The following is a 17,240-nucleotide window of genomic DNA, read 5'->3' as shown; positions in this document are numbered from 1 at the left end:
TTATACGCGGACCGTCTAGGCAACAACACAGACGTCGCAAACAGAAAACCGGGCACTTTGGCCCGGTTTTTTGTTGTCTATCGACGTTGACGATGGAACGACGCGTCAGGAGACCTGTTCGACGTGCTGCACTTCCGGCACAAAATGCCGGAGCAGGTTCTGGATGCCGTGCTTCAGCGTCGCCGTCGAGGACGGGCAGCCGGCGCAGGCACCTTTCATGTGCAGGAACACGGTGCCATTCTCGAAGCCGCGGAAGGTGATGTCGCCGCCGTCCTGGGCCACTGCCGGGCGCACCCGCGTGTCGAGCAGCTCCTTGATGGTGACGACCAGCTCCTCGTCGGCCTTGTCGTAGAATTCGCCGGTCTGGCTGGTCTCGGCGGCCGGGCCGGCCTTGGCCATCACCGGGGCACCGGACATGAAGTGCTCCATGATGGCGCCGAGGATAGCCGGCTTCAGATGCTGCCAGTCGGGGCCGTCCTTGGTCACGGTGATGAAATCATAGCCGAAGAAGACGCCGGTGACGCCGGGGATCTCGAACAGACGGCCGGCCAGCGGCGAAGCCGTCGCGGCGCTGTCGGCATCACGGAAATCGGCGGTGCCTTCTTGCAGCACTTCCTTGCCGGGCAGGAATTTCAGCGTCGCCGGGTTTGGCGTCGACTCGGTCTGGATGAACATGGCCATCTCCGTGCCCGTTTCGGGCAGCTAGTTTGGAATAATTCTAATTAGGCTTTATCCGCCCGACATTCAAGCGAAAGGCATCGCGGGGAACGGCTGGCTGGTGGAATGTTTTGCTAGCTCGCTGAAACAATTGGAGATGTGTTGAGATTCAGGTCAGGCCGAGCCGAAAATGATGGTTTCCGAGAACCGGCCTACGCCGGCCGTAGCCTTCATAGGACGGAGGCGCCTACGAGGGCTTCGGTCGGCGAAGGCCGGAGCGGAGCGTACTTTTGGTACGTGAGCACCGGAAGCGCAGGAAGCCGCCATTTGTAGGCCGGCCTCACCTGAATATCGGCACATCTCAGGCGAGGCTGTCGATCTCCTCGTCCGACAGGTTCTGCGGCACCACAGTCACTGGAATCGGAAAGGCGGCGCCCTTGCCGGCAACCGCGCCGACCAGCGGCCCAGGCCCTTCCTTGCCGGCGCCTGCCGCCAGCACCAGGATGGCGATGTCCTGGTCTTCCTCGATCAGCTTGTGGATCTCTTCGGTCGGCTTGCCTTCGCGCACCACCAGTTCCGGCTCGATGCCGAGCTTCTGGCGCACCTTGTTGGCGTAGCTGTCGAGCGCGGCGCGCGCCGTGGCGGTCGCCTCCTCGCGCATGATCTTCTCGACGCCCAGCCAGTGCTGGAAATCATCCGGCTCGATGACATAGAGCAGCACCAGCACGCCGCCCGTGCTTTGCGCCCGCTTCGAGGCGTAGGCGACGGCGCGCTCGCATTCCGGCGTGTCGTCGATGATCGCCAGGAACTTGCGGCGATGACCGGCTTCGCGGCTGAGGCGTTTGGAGACCATATTCACCCTGCTCGATGGTTTCGGCCGCAATCTGCCACCGCCACAGCCCGCCCGCAAGCGACCGGCGGCTGTGGCGATGTTGGTGCAGCTTAAAGCGCGTCGCGTTCGACCAGCCTCATGCGACGCGCTTCAGGTTCTTGTTTTATGCATGTCGTTATCGCAAAACCGCTGCACACTTTTGCGCGACATAAATTAGCCTTGCAGCAGGCCGATAATGTCGCGCACGGTCTTCATCGTCGCTTCGGCCAATGTGCCGGCACGCTCGCCGCCATCCCGCAGCACCGCGTCGACATAGGCGCGGTCGCCGGAGATGCGGCGCATCTCGCCGGCGATCGGCGCCAGCTTTTCCACCGCGAGATCGGCCAGCGCCGGCTTGAACACCGAAAACTGCTGGCCGCCGAATTCCTTCAGCACCGTCTCTTTCGATATTTCGGCGAGGCCGGCATAGATGCCGACGAGGTTTTCCGCTTCCGGCCGGCCGGCAAGCCCGTCCAGTTCGCCGGGCAAAGCCTCCGGGTCCGTCTTGGCCTTGCGGATCTTCTTCGAGATGGCGTCGGCATCGTCGGTCAGGTTGATGCGCGACAGGTCCGACGGGTCGGACTTCGACATCTTTTTCGAACCGTCGCGCAGCGACATGATGCGCGCCGCCGGGCCGCCGATGACCGGCTCGGTCAGCGGGAAATAGCCGTTCACCGTCTCTTCGCCCACCTGCATCTCGACGCCGACACCAAGCGCCGCGATACGGTCCGAAAAATCGTTGTTGAATTTCTGCGCAATGTCGCGGGTCAGCTCCAGATGCTGCTTCTGGTCGTCGCCGACCGGCACATGGGTGGCGCGGTAGACGAGGATATCGGCGGCCATCAGGGAGGGGTAGGCGAGCAGGCCGAGCGAGGCGTTCTCGCGGTCCTTGCCGGCCTTGTCCTTGAACTGCGTCATGCGGTTCATCCAGCCGATGCGCGCCACGCAGTTGAAGATCCAGGCAAGCTCGGCGTGCTGCATCACCCGCGACTGGTTGAAGACGATGTGCTTGGTCGGATCGATGCCGGAGGCGAGAAACGCCGCGGTGATCGAACGCGTCTGGTCCTGAAGATCCTCATAGACGAGCTGCGCGGTCAGCGAATGCAGGTCGACGACGCAGTAGATGCAGTCGGAGGTGTCCTGCAGGGCGACGAATTTCTTGATGGCGCCGAGATAATTGCCGAGATGCAGATTGCCGGTTGGCTGGACGCCGGAAAAGACGAGTGGCTTGAAGGCGGGCTGGTTGAGGTCGGTCATGGTGTATCCCTGGCTTGTGGAGGGCCGTTTCGCGCGCGGCGAAAGTCTTGCGACGGCGCGCTTATGGACGAGAGCGAGGAGACGATCAAGAGGGGTGTTGGCTAGGCCGCGCAGGGCTTTGACCGTGGCCGAGCAAGACGCCACAGAAGGCTGTTTGAAGGGGATGGCGCCGACCAGAATCAAAAACCCGCCTTGCGGCGGGGTCGCCGGTGCGAATCAGCACCATACGCAAATTAGTAGCATAGCTGCAGGCACAAAGCAAGAACAAAATTGGACCTGACGAATTTTCCGCCTCACGAATCCGGAGATTGCTCCTTGACCGGCTGGGAGCCTTTACGCCCGATATTGCGGCGGATCATGCCGAAATCCGCACCCCCGGTGGCAAACGCAGTGACGAAGTAAAGCAGCGCCCCGCCGGCGACGAGCGCAAGCAGCGTTACCGCCTTGATCACCAGCGGCGAGCCCGAGCCGAGACTTGCGGCGAACCAGTGCTCGGCAAAATAGAGCGCCGCCGCCATCACCGCCGCCGACAGCACCAGCCGCGGGATGCGTTTCATGAGCGGCACGTCGCGGCCCCAGTGGCCGCGCCGGATCAGCACGGCCAGCAGCATCGCCGCATTGACCCAGCCGGCGACGGCGGAGGCAACGGCAATGCCGGGCGCGCCCATCGTCGGAAACAGCGTCAGTGCCGTCGTAATGTTAACCGCCACCGAGATGGCGGCGAAAATCATCGGCGTGCGCGTGTCCTCGCGGGCGAAATAGCCTGGGGTGAAGGCCTTGATCAGCACGAAGGCCGGCAGACCGAGGCCGAAGATCGCCAGGATTGCCGCGACCGTCGGCGTCGAATTGTTGGCGGCGAAGGCGCCGCGCTCATAGACCAGCCGCACGATCGGCTCGGACATGACCAGCAGGGCGGCCGCCGCCGGCAAGGTCATGAACAGGGTGAACTCGACCGAGCGGTTCTGCAGATTGGCCGCCTCGACCAGATTGCCTGACTTCAGCGCCCGCGACAGTTCCGGCAAAAGCACGATGGCGACGGCGACGCCGACAACGCCCAGCGGCAGCTGGTAAACGCGGTCGGCATAGGCCAGCGACGACACCGCGCTGTCCTGCGCCGACGCGATCGCCGTGCCAATCAGCTGGTTGATCTGGGTGATGCCGCCGGTGATCGCCGCCGGCAGTGCCAGGATCAGCAGCCGCTTGACGCTGGGCGTCATCTTCGGCCGGCGGAAGCCGATCGAAATGCCGGCATGGCGCACCGCCGCCCAGACGATCGCCAGCTGCACCAAGCCGGCCGCCAGTACGCCCCAGGCCAGCCCGAAACCGACGGTGCGGGCGTCCGAACCCTTGTACCAGGCATAGGCAAGCACGGCGATGAGGATGATGTTGAGGAACACCGGCGCCACCGCGGCGGCGAAATAGCGGCGCAGCGAATTCAGCATGCCGGCCATCATGGCGCCGAGCGACATGCAGATCAGGTAAGGGAACATGACGGTCGCCAGTGCCACCGTCATCTCGAATTTTCCGGGCGTGTCGGCAAAGCCCGGCGCCACCAGGTAGCGCACGATCAGCGGCATCGCCAGTTCCATGGCGATGGTCAGCGCCAGAAGCGCGGTGAACAAGACGCCGAACACCTCTTCGGAAAAACGCTTGGCGCCGTCGGTGCCGTGCGTCTCGATCTCTTTGGCGAACAGCGGCACGAAGGCGGCGTTGAAGGCGCCTTCGGCGAACAGCCGGCGAAAGGTGTTGGGAAACTGGAAGGCGGCGTTGAAGGCGTCGGCGATCGGCCCGGTGCCGAGTGCGGCAGCCATCAGCATCTCGCGGCCAAAGCCGAGGGCGCGGCTCATCAGCGTGCCGGAAGCGACCGTGGCGAATTTCTTGACAAGGCTCATGCGCTTGAAGACTGCCTGTGGGATTGGGGCAAATGGAAGGTAACAGTCACTCGGCGGCCGTTTTGGTCTTGCCGCGCTCGGACGCCGTGCCCTCGAGCACCGCGATCAGCCTGTTGCGGATGGTCGCCGTACGCGACGGGCTGTCGATCTTCTGGCCGGTGAGATCGGTGACGTAGAACGTGTCGATGACCTTTTCGCCGAAGGTGGTGATGTGGGCCGAGGCGATGTCGAGCGACAGGTCCGACAACATGCCGGTGATCTCCGACAGAAGGCCCGGCCTGTCCAGTCCTTCGACCTCGATCACCGAGAACCGGTTCGACAGGGTGTTGCGGATCTCGGCGTGTGGCGGGATGCGGAAGACCTTGGCGCCGCGCCGTGGCTTGGTGCGCTTCTCGATCATTTCGGGCAGCCAGCTCTTGCCCGACAGCACGTCTTCGATCAGCCGGCCGACGCGCTCGGCACGGCGACGCTCGTCCTCGTCGCGGTCGAACTCCCTCGAGATCAGGATGGTGTCGAGCGCGCGGCCATCCGAAGTGGTGAAGATCTGCGCGTCGACGATGTTGCCGCCGGCCGCCGCGCAGGCGCCGGCAATCACCGAAAGCAGGCGCGGATGGTCCTGCGCCAGCACCGTGATCTCGGTCACCGCCTCGAACTGGTGAGTCTTGACCATGGTGGCGAGCTTCTTGCCGGCGTGATCGGCCTCGCGGATGAATTCGGCATGACGCAGCTGGTCGGGAAGATCGACCGCCAGCAGATAGTTCTCGTAGTGCTGGCCGACATAACGCTTGCGGGCCTTTTCCGGCCAGTCGGCAAGCGCCTCGGCCAGTTGCTCGCGCGCCGCCGCCGTCCGCTTGGCGCGCGACACCTCCGAAAACCCGCCGGTCAACAAAAGCTCGGTCTCGTAGTAGAGCGTGCGCAGCAACTGGCCTTTCCAGCCGTTCCAGACACCAGGCCCGACGCCTCTGATATCGCAGACGGTAAGCACTAAAAGCATTTTCAGCCGTTCGACCGACTGCACGATGGCGGCAAAATCCTCGATCGTCTTGCGGTCGTTGAGATCGCGGGTCTGCGCGGTCATCGACATGACGAGGTGGTTCTCGACCAGCCAGGCGACCGTTTCGGTGTCGGCCGGCGAGAGTCCCATATGAGGGCAGATGCGCCGGGCGATCCTGGCGCCGGCTTGCGAATGGTCCTCCGGCCTGCCCTTGGCGATGTCGTGCAGCAGCACGGCGACATAGAGCGCCTCGCGGCTCTTCTTCAGCCCCGGCATCAGCGCGTGGGAAAGCGGATGCACCTTTTCGCCGTCGCCGCGTTCGATCTCGGCCAGCACGCCGATGCAGCGGATCAGGTGCTCGTCCACCGTGTAGTGGTGATACATCGAGAACTGCATCATGGCGACGATCTTGCCGAAGTCCGGGATCAGCTTGGCAAGCAGTCCGGCCTCGTTCATGCGCCGCAGATTGAGCTCGGCATTGCGGTCCGAGGTCAAGATGTCGAGGAACAGCCGGTTGGCCTCCTCGTCGCGCCTGAGCGCCTTGCCGACGAGGCCGAGAGAGCGGGTCAAAAGCTTCAGCGCATCCGGGTGGAATTCCAGGCCGTGCTTGTCGGCAAACCAGAACAGCCTGAGCAGATTGACCGGATCGCGCTCGAACACCTCGTCGTCGGCGATGTTGATGCGGTGGTTGTCAACGATGAAATCGGCCGTGCCGGCGAGCTTGCGCTTGCGCCGCGAGAAGGTGAGGAAGATGCGGTTGAAGCCCGGCACATGCTTGGCCTGCTCCTCCTCGAGCGCGGCGCAGAAAATGCGGGTCAGGTCGCCGACATCCTTGGCGACGAGGAAGTAGTGCTTCATGAAGCGCTCGACCGCCGACAGGCCGGGATGGGTGGTGTAGCCGAGCCGCTCAGCGATGTCGCGCTGGATGTCGAAATGCAGCCGCTCCTCCGCCTTGCCGGTGAGGAAATGCATGTGGCAGCGCACCGCCCACAGGAAGTCCTCGGCCTTCTGGAATTCCCTGTATTCGGCGTCGGTAAAGACGCCCTTGTCGACCAGTTCCTCGCCGGTGCGCACCCGGTAGAAATATTTGGCGATCCAGAACAGCGTCTGCAGGTCGCGCAGGCCGCCCTTGCCGTCCTTGACGTTAGGTTCGACCAGGTAGCGGCTCTCGCCGGCCTTGGCGTGGCGCTCGTCGCGTTCGGCGAGCTTGGCCTGGACATATTCGGGGCCGGTGGTGCGCACCACCTCGTGGTCGAAGCGCTGCAGAAGCTCGTCATAGAGCTTTTGCTCGCCCCACAGGAAGCGCGCCTCCAGGATCGAGGTGCGGATGGTGATGTCGGTGCGCGACAGCCTGAGGCACTCGTCGATGTTGCGCGTCGCGTGGCCGACCTTCAGCCCGAGGTCCCACAGCATGTAGAGCATATATTCGACGATCTGCTCGCCCCACGGCGTCTGCTTGTAGGGGAGCAGGAACAGGAGATCGATGTCGGACCCCGGCGCCAGCGTGCCGCGGCCATAGCCGCCGACGGCGACGACCGCCATGCGCTCGGCCGACGATGGGTTTTTCACGCGGTAGACATGGGTGGCAGCGAAATCGTAGAGCGCACGGATGATCTCATCCATCAGATGCGACAGCCGGGCGGCGCAGGCGGTGCCGCTGCCGTCGTCCATCAGCATGCGTTCGGCGACAGTGCGCCCGTCGGCGAGCCGGCTTTTGAGCAGCTTGAGGACGCCGCCGCGCGCGGCCTTGCCCGAACCGTCGCCTGCCGTGGCCGCGGTCAGTTCGGTCATCTCGCGGCGCAAGGCTTCGCCGTCGATCAGTTCCTCGAGCTTCAGGGATATTCTTGCCATAAATGCCGTTCGGCCTCGCCGTTTCGGCGGCGTCTATAGCGCGTTTTCGCGGCGCTGGGTATGGGGCGGACGGACGCGTTCTCCCCAGCGGTGGAACGGGACGATCGTCTCGCGCCCGCAGCCGGTTCGGTTTGGGCTTGGCCGCAAAAAATCGAAAATCGGCCCTTGACCTTCCAGTTACTGGAAGCACTACCTCCGCTGCAACATCGAAATACAGGGGCTTTCGGCATGACGCATTCCGACCACGATCATCACAGCCAGGGCAGCTGCTGCTCGGCAAAGAGCGCCTCGCCTGCCGCGGACGCCGTCGTCCGGGATCCGGTCTGCGGCATGACCGTCGATCCGGCCGCCGGCAAGCCGACCGCCGGGCATGACGGCCATCGCTATCATTTCTGCAGCGAAAGCTGCCGTTCGAAATTCGTCGCCGAACCTGAAAAATATCTGACCGCAACCGATCCCGTCTGCGGCATGAGCGTCGATCGCGCCACGGCCAAGCACTTTTTGCGCCACGAGGGCCAAGGCTTCTATTTCTGCTCCGCCGGCTGCAAGGCGAAGTTCGAGGCCGAGCCGGCAAAATATCTCGGCGACAAGCCGGCGCCGCAGGCGATGCCCAAGGGCACGCAATACACCTGCCCGATGCATCCCGAAATCATCCGCGACAAGCCCGGCTCCTGCCCGATCTGCGGCATGGCGCTGGAGCCGATGGGCGTGCCGACCGGCGACGAGGGGCCTAACCCCGAACTGGTCGATTTCACCAGGCGCTTCTGGGTGAGCGCGGTGCTGTCCGTGCCGTTGCTGGTCATCGCCATGGCGCCGATGCTCGGCCTGACGTTTCAGGCCTTCATCGACGACCGCGCGAAGGTCTGGCTGGAACTGGCGCTGGCCAGCCCCGTGGTGCTGTGGGCGGCATTCCCGTTCTTCCACCGCGGCTGGGATTCGATGCTCAACCGCAGCCCCAATATGTGGACGCTGATTTCGCTCGGCGTCGGTGCCGCCTATCTCTACAGCGTCGTCGCCACACTGTTTCCAGGCCTCTTTCCGCACCAGTTCCGCGGCCATGACGGCACCGTGCCGGTCTATTTCGAGGCGGCGGCGGTAATCGTCGCGCTGGTGTTCCTCGGCCAGGTGCTGGAATTGCGTGCCCGCGAGAAAACCGGCTCGGCGATCCGTGCGCTGCTCGACCTGGCGCCGAAGACGGCGCGGCTGATCGGCGCGGACGGTTCCGAAAACGACGTGCCGCTCGATATTGTCAAGGCCGGCGACCGCCTGCGCATCCGCCCAGGTGACGCTGTACCGGTCGACGGCATTGTGCTTGAAGGGCGCTCTTCCGTCGACGAATCGATGATCACGGGCGAGCCGCTGCCGGTCGAAAAGACCGAAGGCGACAACCTTACCGGCGGCACGCTCAACAAGAATGGCTCACTGATCATGCGCGCCGAAAAGATCGGCGCCGAGACGACACTGGCGCGCATCGTCGAACTGGTCGCCAAGGCGCAGCGGTCGCGCGCGCCGATCCAGGGGTTGGCCGACCGCGTCTCGTTCTACTTCGTCCCGGCCGTTGTTCTCGTTGCGATCATTGCGTTTGTAGCCTGGGCGATCGTCGGACCGGAACCCAGCCTGGTGTTTGCCATCGTCTCGGCGGTCTCGGTTCTGATCATCGCCTGTCCGTGTGCACTCGGCCTTGCGACGCCAATGTCGATCATGACCGCCACCGGGCGCGGCGCGCATGCCGGCGTGCTGATCAAGGAAGCGGCGGCGCTCGAGCGCTTTGCCTCGGTCGATACGCTGATCGTCGACAAGACGGGAACGCTGACCGAAGGCCGGCCGCGACTGACCGACGTCGTTGCCGTCGAAGGCATGGCGCAAGACGAGTTGCTGGCACTCGCCGCCGGGCTGGAAAAAGGCTCGGAGCATCCGCTGGCCGAGGCGATCGTTGACGGCGCCCGCGGACGCGGGGTGAAGGTCCCCGACGCGAGCGGTTTCGAGGCTGTCACCGGCAAGGGTGTTTCCGGCACGGTTTCGGGACAGAAGGTGGCGCTTGGCAATGCCGCGATGATGGCCGATCTCGGCATCGATACGGCTTCGGTCCTGGCCAGTGCCGAGGCGCTGCAGTCCGACGGCAAGACCGCGATGTTCGTCGCTGTCACAAGCAAGCTCGCCGGCCTCGTCGCCGTCGCCGACCCGATCAAGGCGACCACCGCCGAGGCGATCAAGGCGCTGCATGACAGCGGGCTGAAGATCGTCATGGCGACCGGCGACAATGAGCGCACCGCCAAGGCCATCGCCGCCAAGCTCGGCATCGACGCGGTGCATGCCGGGCTTTTGCCCGAACAGAAGAACGCGCTGGTCGAGGAGTTGCGCGCCGGCGGTGCCGGCGTCGCCATGGCCGGCGATGGCGTCAACGATGCGCCGGCACTTGCCGCCGCCGATGTCGGCATCGCCATGGGCACCGGCGCCGATGTTGCGGTCGAAAGTGCGGGGATTACGCTGGTCAAGGGCGATCTCAACGGTATCGTCAGGGCCAGGACGCTGGCCCGCGCGACGATCCGCAACATCCGCCAGAACCTGTTTTTCGCTTTTCTCTACAATGTGCTTGGCGTGCCGGTGGCTGCCGGCGTGCTTTATCCGCTCACCGGCACGCTGTTGTCGCCGATGATTGCGGCGGCGGCGATGAGCCTGTCTTCGGTTTCGGTCATCGCCAACGCATTGCGGCTCAGGACATTGAAACTCTGAGTAAAACTTCCAGATACACCCTGTTCAAAAAAGGAGACGATGAATGACCTTGGCCAAGAAGATCGTGCTGCTGATGATGGCGGCGGGAATGCTGCTTGCTGTTTTCCTCGAAAGCGTTCCTGCACAAGCCGAGGAGATGAAGCACGACATGGGCGCCATGGGCGCGCAGAGCCCCTCGACCGAGGGCTACAAGGCGGCGATGGACAAGATGCATACCGACATGATGGCGATCGAATATTCCGGCAATGCCGATGTCGATTTCGCCCGCGGCATGATCCCGCATCACCAGGCTGCCATCGACATGGCCAAGGTCGAGCTCGCCAATGGCAAGGATCCGGAAATCCGCAAGCTGGCCGAAGCGGTGATCGCCGCGCAGCAAGCCGAGATCAAGCAGATGCAGGACTGGCTCGCCGCCCATCCGGTGAAGTAGGCGTCACGCTGTCGGGGAATCCAGGCGAGAGGCTTCACCTGGATTTCTGCTTCACCTGGATTTCCCTTGGCGGCTATGGTGCTATCCGGGCCTCGGACTGGAGCATGCCATGCCATCGACGATACGAACGACCACCCTGCCCTGCGGCGAAGCCGTGCCGGTGCTCGGCCAGGGCACCTGGAAGATGGGCGAAGACGGCCGCCGCCGTACCGACGAGGCCAATGCCCTGAAGCTCGGGCTGGATCTCGGCATGACGCTGATCGACACCGCCGAAATGTATGCCAGCGGCGGTGCCGAGGAGGTGGTGGCGGAGGCCATCGCTGGTCGCCGCGACGAGGTTTTCCTGGTCTCCAAGGTGCTGCCGTCCAATGCCTCGCGCGCCGGCGTGAAACGGGCCTGCGAGAACAGCCTGAGGCATCTCGCCACCGACCGCATCGATCTTTATCTGCTGCATTGGCCGGGCAGCGTGCCCTTGACGGAAACGGTCGAGGCATTCGAAGCGTTGAAGGCAGCCGGCAAGATCCGCCATTGGGGCGTCAGCAATTTCGATACCGGCGAGATGGAAGAGCTGGTCCGATTGCCGGCCGGCGGCAACGTCCAGACCAATCAGGTGCTCTACAATCTGTCGCAGCGCGGCGTCGAGTTCGACCTCGCCCCGTGGAGCCGGCAACGCGGTATGCCGCTGATGGCCTATTCGCCGGTCGATCAGGGGGTATTGGCGCGCAATGCCAGGTTAGATGCCATCGCCGCTCGCCACGGTGCGACGCCGGCGCAGATCGCGCTTGCCTGGGTGATGGCGCAGGACGGGGTGATCGCCATTCCCAAAGCTAGCCGCCCGGAGCATGTCCGGCAGAATGTCGCGGCGTTGGACATCGAGCTCACGAGCGAAGATTTCGCCGAAATTGACCGCGCCTTCCCACCGCCGAGGCGGAAGTCGGGCCTGGCGATGATTTGAGGGGTGGGGCGGAAGGCAAGCCAAAGCAGCGTTCCGTCACACCCCCCTCTGTCCTGCCGGACATCTCCCCCACTGAGGGGGAGATTGGATCTCGCATCGGCTTTCGCCAACTTCGAACGTCGAAGGAAAAAGCGCTGTCAGCGAAACTGCCAATCTCCCCCCTTGAGGGGGAGATGTCCGGCAGGACAGAGGGGGGCGCCGTAGAGCGCTATCGGACGAGCACTACTTCCCCACAAGCCCCTTCAGCCGGTACAGCGCTTCCAGCGCCTCGCGTGGCGTCATCTCGTCGGGATTGATCTCCGCTAGCGCTTCACCCAGCCCATCACTCCTGGCCGGCTTCGACGCTTCCCGCTTCGCCGCCACGGAAAACAGCGGCAGGTCGTCGACCAGACGGTTGGCCTTGCCCGAGACCTCGCCGGCTTCAAGCTGGTGCAGCACTTCTTTGGCCCGGCCGACGACGGCTTCCGGCAAGCCGGCAAGCCGCGCTACCTGGACGCCGTAGGAACGGTCGGCGGCACCCTTGCCGACCTCGTGCAGGAAGACCACGTCGCCCTCCCATTCCTTGACCCGCATGGTGACGTTGGAGAGCCGCGGCAGTTTTCCGGCGAGCGCCGTCATCTCGTGGAAATGCGTGGCGAAGATCGCCCGGCAGCGGTTCTTCTCGTGCAAATATTCGACCGCCGCCCAGGCGATCGAGAGGCCGTCGAAAGTGGCGGTGCCGCGGCCGATCTCGTCGAGGATGACCAGTGCGCGTTCGCCGGCCTGGTTGAGGATCGCCGCTGTCTCGACCATCTCGACCATGAAGGTCGAGCGGCCGCGCGCCAGATCGTCGGAGGCGCCGACCCGCGAAAACAGCCGGTCGACGACGCCGATATGGGCTGATGCCGCCGGCACGAAGGAGCCGGTCTGGGCAAGGATGGCGATCAGCGCGTTTTGCCTGAGAAAGGTCGACTTGCCGCCCATATTGGGGCCGGTCAGCAGCCAGATCGCGCCGGCCTTGGCATCGCCTTGCGGCGACAGATCGCAATCATTGGCGACGAACGGGCCTTCGCCGGAACGCCGCAGTGCCTGTTCGACCACCGGATGGCGTCCGCCCGAAATCTCGAAGGCAAGGCTCGCATCGACCAGCGGCCGGCACCAGGCCTCGCTTTCGGAAAGCAAGGCAAGGGCTGCCGAAACGTCGAGCGCGGCGAGCGCTTCGGCGCCGGCGCGGATCCTGTCGGCCTGGCCGACGACTTCCGCCGTCAGCGCCTCGAAAGCGGCAAGCTCGATCGCCAGCGCCCGGTCGGCGGCATTGGCGATCTTCGATTCCAGCTCGGCGAGTTCCGTGGTGGTGAAGCGCATGGCGTTGGCCATGGTCTGGCGGTGGATGAAGCGCGCCTTGGCGCCGTCGCTGCCGGTCATCAGCGCATGGTGGTTGGCGGTGACTTCGATGTAGTATCCCAGCACATTGTTGTGCCTGATCTTCAGCGAGCGGATGCCGGTCTCGTCGATCAGCGAGCGCTCCAGCCCGGCGATCACTTTTCGCGACTCGTCGCGCAGTGCCCGCATCTCATCGAGTTCGGCGTGGTAACCGGAACGGACGAAGCCGCCGTCGCGCTTGAGCAGCGGCAGCTCGTCGCTGAGCGCCTGTGCCAGATGCGTCGCCAGCGCGCCGGGCAGTGCCTTGATGGCCGCTAGCGCCGCCGCCAGTTCGGCGGGCAAGGCGGTTTGCCCGAACAGTCCGGCGATGGCGCCGGCCGCTTCGAAACCGGCGCGCAGCGCGCCGAGATCGCGCGGACCCCCGCGGTTGAGCGCCAGCCTGGACAGCGCGCGCGGCATGTCGGCGACGCTCTTCAGGCTGGCCCGCACCGCCTGGCAGAGGCGCGTCTCGGAGCGGAAGAACGACACCGAATCCAGCCTTGCAGCGATTGCCGCCGGGTCGGTCAGCGGCGCCATCAGCCGGTCAGCGAGCAGCCTTGCGCCGCCACCGGTCACCGTGCGGTCGATCGCCTTGAACAGCGACCCCTCGCGGCTGCCGGACAGCGTGCGCAGCAGCTCCAGATTGGCGCGCGTCGCCGGGTCGATGAACAGTGTCGATCCCTGCTCCTCGCGCTCTGGCCGCGACAGCGGCGGCCGCTCCGCTTTCTGCGTCTTCTCGACATACGCGATGACGCCTGAGATCGCCGACAGCTCGGCGCGCGAAAACGAGCCGAAACTGTCAGGCGTCGCCACCTCGAAGAAGCGGGCGATGCGGCCGGCGGCCGAAGCCGAATCGAACAGCGACGGCGGCTGCGGGCTGGCGACGCGGCCGAGCACGTCGAACACCGGTTTCAGCTCCGGGTCGTAAAACACCGGTTCGGCGACGATCAGCTCGCGCGGATCGACACGGAAGACGTCGGCGAGCAGCCGGTCGGCGGTGGTTTCAGCGACGCGGAAGACACCGGTCGAGATCTCGATCCAGGCCAACGCGAAGGAATGCTCGGCGCCGCCCTTGACCCGTCCCAGCGCCATCAGAAAACTCGATTCCGACGGCGCCAGCAGTTTGTCCTCGGTGATGGTGCCTGGCGTCACCAGCCGCACAACATCGCGGCGCACCACCGATTTGCCGCCGCGCTTCCTGGCCTCGGCTGGATCCTCGATCTGCTCGCAGACGGCGACGCGGAACCCCTGGCCGATCAGCTTCTGCAAATAATCGTCGGCGGCGTGAACCGGCCCGCCGCACATCGGGATGTCGAGCCCCTGGTGCTTGCCGCGCTTGGTCAGCACGATGCCGAGCGCCCGGCTTGCCTTCTCGGCATCGTCGAAGAACAGCTCGTAGAAATCGCCCATGCGGTAGAACAGCAGCGAATCCGGGTTCGCCGCCTTGATCTCGATGTACTGCTCCATCATCGGCGTCGCCGGCGCGAAGGCCGGCGTGGCGTTGTCGCTTCGAATGGGCGTCTCGTCGTTCAAAAAGCTGCTTCCAAAATTTTCCAAGCCATGCTTGGCGGTTTACAGCGGCGAAGTGTAGCCTTAATCCCGAACCGTCCACAAAAGAAAGCATGCGCACCCATCTCAAGCGGTGCCGTACGGGCGAGGAAACCAAAAGTACCATGGCCAAGAAAACCGAAAGCAACGGGCCCTCAGTCAGCGCCCAGGAGGCGCTGGAATTCCACGCCATGGGCCGTCCGGGCAAGCTGGAGATCGTCGCCACAAAACCGATGGCGACGCAGCGCGATCTCAGCCTCGCCTATTCGCCGGGCGTCGCGGTGCCGGTTCTCGCCATCGCCGAGGACCCGAGCCGCGCCTTCGACTACACGGTTCGCGGCAACATGGTCGCCGTCATCTCCAACGGCACCGCTATCCTCGGCCTCGGCAATCTCGGCGCGCTGGCCTCGAAGCCGGTGATGGAAGGCAAGGCGGTGCTGTTCAAGCGCTTCGCCGATGTCGATTCCATCGACCTCGAGGTCGACACCGAGGATGCCGACGAATTCATCAACTGCGTGCGCTTTCTCGGCCCCTCCTTCGGCGGCATCAACCTCGAGGACATCAAGGCACCGGAATGCTTCATCATCGAGCAGCGGCTGCGCGAATTGATGGACATACCGGTGTTCCATGACGACCAGCACGGCACCGCCATCATCTCGGCCGCCGGGCTGATTAACGCGCTGGAAATCACCGGCCGCGACATGAAGACCACGAAAATGGTCTGCAATGGCGCCGGTGCTGCCGGCATCGCCTGCATCGAATTGATGAAGGCGATGGGCTTTGCGCCTGAGAATATCATCCTTTGCGACACCAAAGGCGTCGTCTTCCAGGGCCGCACCGAAGGCATGAACCAGTGGAAATCGGCGCATGCCGTCAAAACCGGCGCGCGCTCGCTGGCCGAGGCGCTGGACGGCGCCGACGTGTTCCTCGGCCTCTCGGCCAAGGGCACGCTGACCACCAGGATGGTGCAGTCGATGGCCAAGAACCCGATCATCTTCGCCATGGCCAATCCCGACCCCGAGATCACACCGGAGGAGGTCGCCGAGATCCGCACCGACGCCATCATGGCGACGGGGCGGTCCGACTATCCCAACCAGGTCAACAACGTGCTTGGCTTCCCCTACATCTTTCGCGGCGCACTGGATGTGCGGGCGACCACCATCAATGACGACATGAAGATCGCCGCCGCCCGGGCGCTGGCGGAGCTGGCGCGCCAGGACGTGCCCGACGACGTCGCCGCCGCCTATCAGGGCAACCGGCCGAAATTCGGCCCCAACTACATCATCCCGGTGCCGTTCGACCCGCGGCTGATCTCGGCGATCCCGATCGCGGTCGCCAAGGCGGCGATGGACTCCGGCGTCGCGCGCAAGCCGATCCTCGATCTCGACCGCTACGCGCAGGAGCTTTCCGCCCGCCGCGACCCGATCGCCTCGACGCTGCAGCGCATCTACGACCGCGTGCGCCGCCAGCCCAAGCGCATCGTCTTTGCCGAGGGCGAGGAGGAGCAGGTGATGCGCGCCGCCGTCTCTTATGTGAACCAGCGGCTCGGCACCGCCATCCTGCTCGGCCGCGACGACATCATCAAGGAAAACGCCCGGAATGCCGGCATCGACCTCGGCAAGCAAGGCATCGAGATCATCAATGCGCGGCTGTCGCGGCGCAACTCCGTCTACACCGATTATCTCTACGAGCGCATGCAGCGCAAAGGCTTCCTGTTCCGCGACTGCCAGCGGCTGATCAACAACGACCGCAACCATTTCGCCGCCTGCATGGTGGCGCTGGGCGATGCCGACGGCATCGTCACCGGCGTTACCCGCAACTATTCGACGGCGCTCGACGACATCCGCCGCGTCATCGACGCAAGGCCCGGCCATTGCGTCATCGGCGTGTCGATCGTGCTGGCGCGGGGTCGCACCGTGCTTGTCGCCGACACCGCCGTGCACGACATGCCGAACGCTGAACAGATCGCCGACATCGCCGAGGAGGCCGCCGGCTTCGCCCGCCGCATGGGCTACGAGCCGAGGCTCGCTATGCTCGCCTATTCGACCTTCGGCCATCCGCAGGGCGAGCGCTCCGAGCGCGTCCAGGAAGCGGTGCGCATCCTCGACAAGCGCCGCGTCGATTTCGAGTATGACGGCGAAATGGCCGCCGACGTGGCGCTCAACGCCCGCGCCATGGCGCAGTATCCGTTCATCAGGCTGACCGGCCCCGCCAATGTGCTGATCATGCCGGCTTTCCACTCGGCCTCGATCTCGACCAAGATGCTGCAGGAGCTCGGCGGCTCGACCGTCATCGGCCCGCTGCTGGTCGGCCTGAACAAGCCGGTCCAGATTGTTTCGCTCAACGCCAAGGACTCAGATATCGTGAATATGGCGGCGATCGCGGCGTATAGCGCGGGGGCTTGAGGAGCGGGCAGCAGCAGCGCCTCTCCCTTCGCCCCTTGTGGGAGCAGGTGGCCGAGCGAAGCGAGGTCGGATGAGGGGTGTTCCAGCTTGGCGCCGGCAGCACTCCGTCCAACACCCTCAACCGTCTCGGCACTGCGCGCCGATCCACCTTCTCCCGCAAGGAGGCCTTTGCAGAGAAGGCGCATAGATATGCGATTTGAGGCATATATGCTTTTTTGAGCGTCGGAGAGCGCTGCTTGGCCGTTC

10 protein-coding genes are annotated in these 17,240 nt (G+C 64.6%); 4 read left to right on the top strand and 6 right to left on the bottom strand.

Going from position 1 to position 17,240, the window contains the following annotated elements:
• Positions 1 to 105 precede the first annotated feature (105 nt).
• The 5 genes from NKH91_RS20945 to NKH91_RS20925 form a co-directional block, all read right to left on the bottom strand.
• Complete coding sequence (locus NKH91_RS20945) at positions 106 to 675, bottom strand: NifU family protein (protein ID WP_023676386.1); 570 nt, start codon at positions 673 to 675, stop codon at positions 106 to 108.
• 343 nt (positions 676 to 1,018) lie between these two features.
• Positions 1,019 to 1,510 (bottom strand): universal stress protein, encoded by a 492-nt coding sequence (locus NKH91_RS20940; protein WP_023717912.1) that lies wholly within the window; start codon positions 1,508 to 1,510, stop codon positions 1,019 to 1,021.
• Positions 1,511 to 1,702: 192 nt separating this feature from the next.
• Positions 1,703 to 2,785 (bottom strand): tryptophan--tRNA ligase, encoded by a 1,083-nt coding sequence (gene trpS, locus NKH91_RS20935; RefSeq protein WP_352847105.1) that lies wholly within the window; start codon positions 2,783 to 2,785, stop codon positions 1,703 to 1,705.
• A gap of 293 nt (positions 2,786 to 3,078) precedes the next feature.
• Complete coding sequence (murJ, locus tag NKH91_RS20930) at positions 3,079 to 4,677, bottom strand: murein biosynthesis integral membrane protein MurJ (RefSeq protein WP_352847107.1); 1,599 nt, start codon at positions 4,675 to 4,677, stop codon at positions 3,079 to 3,081.
• Positions 4,678 to 4,723: 46 nt separating this feature from the next.
• A complete protein-coding gene (locus NKH91_RS20925) occupies positions 4,724 to 7,522 on the bottom strand; it encodes a [protein-PII] uridylyltransferase (protein ID WP_352847109.1) in 2,799 nt (932 codons plus the stop codon).
• Between the two features lie 228 nt (positions 7,523 to 7,750).
• Here NKH91_RS20925 and NKH91_RS20920 point away from each other — a divergent pair, with 228 nt between their 5' ends.
• The 3 genes from NKH91_RS20920 (at position 7,751) to NKH91_RS20910 (ending at position 11,640) form a co-directional block, all read left to right on the top strand.
• Positions 7,751 to 10,255, top strand: a complete 2,505-nt coding sequence (locus NKH91_RS20920; RefSeq protein ID WP_352847111.1) for a heavy metal translocating P-type ATPase — start codon at positions 7,751 to 7,753, stop codon at positions 10,253 to 10,255.
• A 43-nt stretch (positions 10,256 to 10,298) separates the two neighbouring features.
• A complete protein-coding gene (gene copM / locus NKH91_RS20915; RefSeq protein ID WP_023676379.1) occupies positions 10,299 to 10,685 on the top strand; it encodes a CopM family metallochaperone in 387 nt (128 codons plus the stop codon).
• 109 nt (positions 10,686 to 10,794) lie between these two features.
• Positions 10,795 to 11,640: an aldo/keto reductase gene (locus tag NKH91_RS20910; RefSeq protein ID WP_352483314.1), complete on the top strand. Its 846-nt coding sequence runs from the start codon at positions 10,795 to 10,797 to the stop codon at positions 11,638 to 11,640.
• A 222-nt stretch (positions 11,641 to 11,862) separates the two neighbouring features.
• Here NKH91_RS20910 and mutS read toward each other — a convergent pair whose 3' ends face one another.
• Positions 11,863 to 14,511, bottom strand: a complete 2,649-nt coding sequence (mutS, locus tag NKH91_RS20905; RefSeq protein WP_352950998.1) for a DNA mismatch repair protein MutS — start codon at positions 14,509 to 14,511, stop codon at positions 11,863 to 11,865.
• Between the two features lie 203 nt (positions 14,512 to 14,714).
• On the opposite strand from mutS, the gene NKH91_RS20900 reads away from it, so the two are divergent.
• Complete coding sequence (locus NKH91_RS20900) at positions 14,715 to 16,994, top strand: NADP-dependent malic enzyme (RefSeq protein ID WP_023717919.1); 2,280 nt, start codon at positions 14,715 to 14,717, stop codon at positions 16,992 to 16,994.
• Positions 16,995 to 17,240 lie beyond the last annotated feature (246 nt).

This window comes from Mesorhizobium sp. M0894, from assembly GCF_040319725.1.
Lineage (GTDB): Bacteria > Pseudomonadota > Alphaproteobacteria > Rhizobiales > Rhizobiaceae > Mesorhizobium.
Note: the sequence above shows the minus strand (reverse complement) of the source record. Positions and strands in the feature narration are given on the sequence as shown.